This window comes from Prosthecobacter sp. (assembly GCF_044373815.1).
Taxonomy (GTDB): Bacteria; Verrucomicrobiota; Verrucomicrobiia; order Verrucomicrobiales; family Verrucomicrobiaceae; genus Prosthecobacter.
Map to the genome: position 1 here is coordinate 1 of NZ_JBIPNG010000666.1, position 2,862 is coordinate 2,862.

The following is a 2,862-nucleotide window of genomic DNA, read 5'->3' on the forward strand; positions in this document are numbered from 1 at the left end:
GCTGTGGGAGGTGATGTGGGTCTAGCCGCTATTCGCGACAGCGGAGGAGTCTTTTCTTGAACTTGCGCGGGGTGGCGGCATACCTAAAAAATGGCCGAATCAATCTCTGGCTCTGAACATCACATTGCCAACAGCGTTTCCGGTCAGCACTCCGGACTGATGATCCTTGGTGGCGGCCCGGCGGGGCTTGCAGTGGGGCACTTTGCGCGCAAAGCAGGACTCGAATTTCAACTCTTGGAGGCTTCTTCCCGTTTTGGCGGCAATGCGACGACCTTTGTTGAAAACGGATTTCGTTTTGATTCAGGGGCGCACCGGCTGCATGACCGGGACAAGGCCATGACTCAGGAAGTTAAAGCTCTGCTCGGAGATGATTTGCTTGAATGCAACATTCCGAGCCAGATTTATCACCATGGGAATTTTGTCGATTTTCCGCTGTCGCCGTTGAATCTGGTACGTGCGCTGGGCGTGCCTGCCAGCGTGCGGGCATTGGGCGCTTTTATTTCCGCGAGGATGTCGCGACGCAGCGCATCGCAGTCATTTGAGATGCAGGCGATCCGGGCTTATGGCCGTGACATCGCGAATCGTTTTTTGTTGCGTTACTCTGCCAAACTTTGGGGGTTGCCCTGTTCGCAGCTTTGTCCTTCCGTTTCAGGCAAGCGTCTGCAGGGCTTGGATTTGCGCACATTTCTGCTGGAGGCGTTTCGTGGCAGGAGCGCCAAATCTGCGCACCTCGACGGCCATTTTTATTATCCTCGTCATGGCTTCGGCATGATCACGGATGGACTGGCCGCCTCCTGCGGGCGGGAGCGCCTGCGGGCCAACGCGCGCGTCACTGGCATGCAGCATGATGGCCAGCGCATTCTCTCGCTGCAAATCAACGGCGAAGAAGCCGTCCCGGTGGAGCAAATCATCAGCACCCTGCCGCTGCCGCTGATGGCCAGTCTGCTTGCTTCTGGGCTGCCAGACTCAATCCGAGATGACGTCGCAGGACTCAAATTTCGCAATGTCGTACTGGTGGCCTTGTATTTGAACAGACCTTCCGTCACAAAGGTGGGATCAGTGTATTTCTCCGATCCGGATTTTCCCATGACGCGCGTCTATGAACCTCGGAACCGCAGTGCTGCCATGGCACCTGCTGGTCAGACTATGCTGGCGGTTGAAATTCCGTGCAATGCTGCCGATGAGGTGTGGCGGCAGGATGACGCCGAACTGGTCCGCCTTGTGGCGGACAAGCTCAAAGTCTGTGGCTGGTTTCACGAGGATGAGGTGCTGGGGGGCTGTGTGAAGCGCCTTCCCGCCGCCTACCCGGTTCTCGAAGAAGGCATCCGGGGGCGGGTGCAACGGATTATGGATGCGCTTTCCCGGTTTGAAAATCTCACCATTCTGGGTCGCAACGGAGAATTCCGCTACACTCACACGCATGACATGCTGCGTGCCGGGCATGATGTGGTGGCTGCATTGGTACAGACGCAGAAGCAGACATGAAGGCCAGCGCTCCTGAAACTCGGACGACCCGGCGGGTTCGCTGGATTTGGATGATCCTGCTGGGGTGTCCTGCTGCCGTTTTGCTGGGGTCGTATGTACTGCTGGCACTGCATCATGGGGTTTGGAATGTATTTCCAGTCGTGGTGCATGAGAATGGTCGTTACACGCTCACTCAAACGATTTTCTATTTCAGGCATTTCGTGCGCGAACTGCCAGTGAACACCTTGATCGCCATGGCGCTGGGGATGCTGGCGGGGCTGCATTCGCCGCTGGAGCAGGGCAGCTCCGCACAGTCGGGAAAAGCATGCCGCCATGCTGGTCTGGCCGCTCTCCTGATGGCAGCAACCGCGATCACCATCACTTGGGTGCAATATGACCGGAACGAGGCCTGGACCGAATTCGCCCAGTATCGCACACGGGATGAACTGGCCGATTTTGGTTCCCACTGGCGCTACCATCTCCTGCACATCGTTGACAGCTTCCTGTTTTGCATGGGCATGCTGCTGGTGAGCCGAGGTCTGACAAATGCGGGTGGTTTGAATCGAAGAGCGCTCGGCTGGCTGGCGGTCTTGGGGGTGGCTTTTGTCGTGATCACTCTGGGATTTGGATCGCCGCTCAGAGCGCTGACAGATCCGCTCTACCTCGCGCATCAGGCACGCGAAATCGAAACTCACCGGTTATTGACGCTCTGTCCGGCTCTGGCCTGCTTGTTGTTGCTTGATCAGCGCCTTGCTGTTTCCTCCAGGCTGTCTGTGGTCAATTGGAGGATGATCTGGCTGGGGGTGGCTTGGGTTGTCCTGGCCACGCTGATCCCGCTTTGGATTGTCTGGCGGCTGAAAGAGGTGAACATCGGCTCCCTGGCGCAGCGGCAGACAGGTCTGTGGCAGCTTGCTGCAGCGCACCATTTTGAACATCTGCTGGACTCTGTTTACGTGACTTTGCTTTCGGCATGGGCCTATTTGAGCGTGATGCGCAGGCGCACCTCTGCCAATTCACCATGAAAAGTTCTTTGTTCCAACCCTGGCTGATGCGGATCATTCGAGTGGGTGCCGTTTTGTTTGCCGCCGCTTTTTTGGGTGTGGGAGCATTCTTTGCTCTGAGTGAACCCCGGGGCTTTGATGGAAATGTGCGAAACGCGTTGTCCGGTTCGCAGGATCTCCTGCTGCGTCACAATGAGGTGCGCATGCTCCTGATGGGGGAGAATATTTATCAACTCGACCCACTCAAAGACCTTAATCTGCGCGCCGCGACCTTGCTTGGCGCGGGCCAGCTCGTAGGCGCAGATTACTTTCCATCCACGCTGCTGCCAGTTCTGCTGATGGCCAAACTCCCTTTCAATGCAGTCAAAACATTGTGGCTCATCATCAGTCTGGGGTC

3 protein-coding genes are annotated in these 2,862 nt (G+C 56.9%); all 3 read left to right on the forward strand.

What is annotated here, in order from left to right; genetic code table 11:
- Positions 1–90: 90 nt before the first annotated feature.
- Complete coding sequence (locus ACIREA_RS29970) at positions 91–1,485, forward strand: FAD-dependent oxidoreductase (RefSeq protein ID WP_397385988.1); 1,395 nt, start codon at positions 91–93, stop codon at positions 1,483–1,485.
- Positions 1,482–2,486 carry a hypothetical protein gene (locus ACIREA_RS29975; protein WP_397385989.1) on the forward strand — a complete coding sequence of 335 codons (1,005 nt, stop codon included), beginning with the start codon at positions 1,482–1,484 and terminating at the stop codon, positions 2,484–2,486. Before ACIREA_RS29970 ends, ACIREA_RS29975 begins: the two co-directional genes overlap by 4 nt.
- The coding region (locus tag ACIREA_RS29980) for a hypothetical protein (protein WP_397385990.1) at positions 2,435–2,862 on the forward strand (428 nt) is incomplete at its 3' end. The genes ACIREA_RS29975 and ACIREA_RS29980, both read left to right, overlap by 52 nt.

Bases quoted from the DNA above. Each gene is read 5' to 3' on its own strand.
- ACIREA_RS29970 (WP_397385988.1), top strand. From the start codon at position 91: ATGGCCGAATCAATCTCTGGCTCTGAACATCACATTGCCAACAGCGTT.
- ACIREA_RS29975 (WP_397385989.1), top strand. From the start codon at position 1,482: ATGAAGGCCAGCGCTCCTGAAACTCGGACGACCCGGCGGGTTCGCTGG.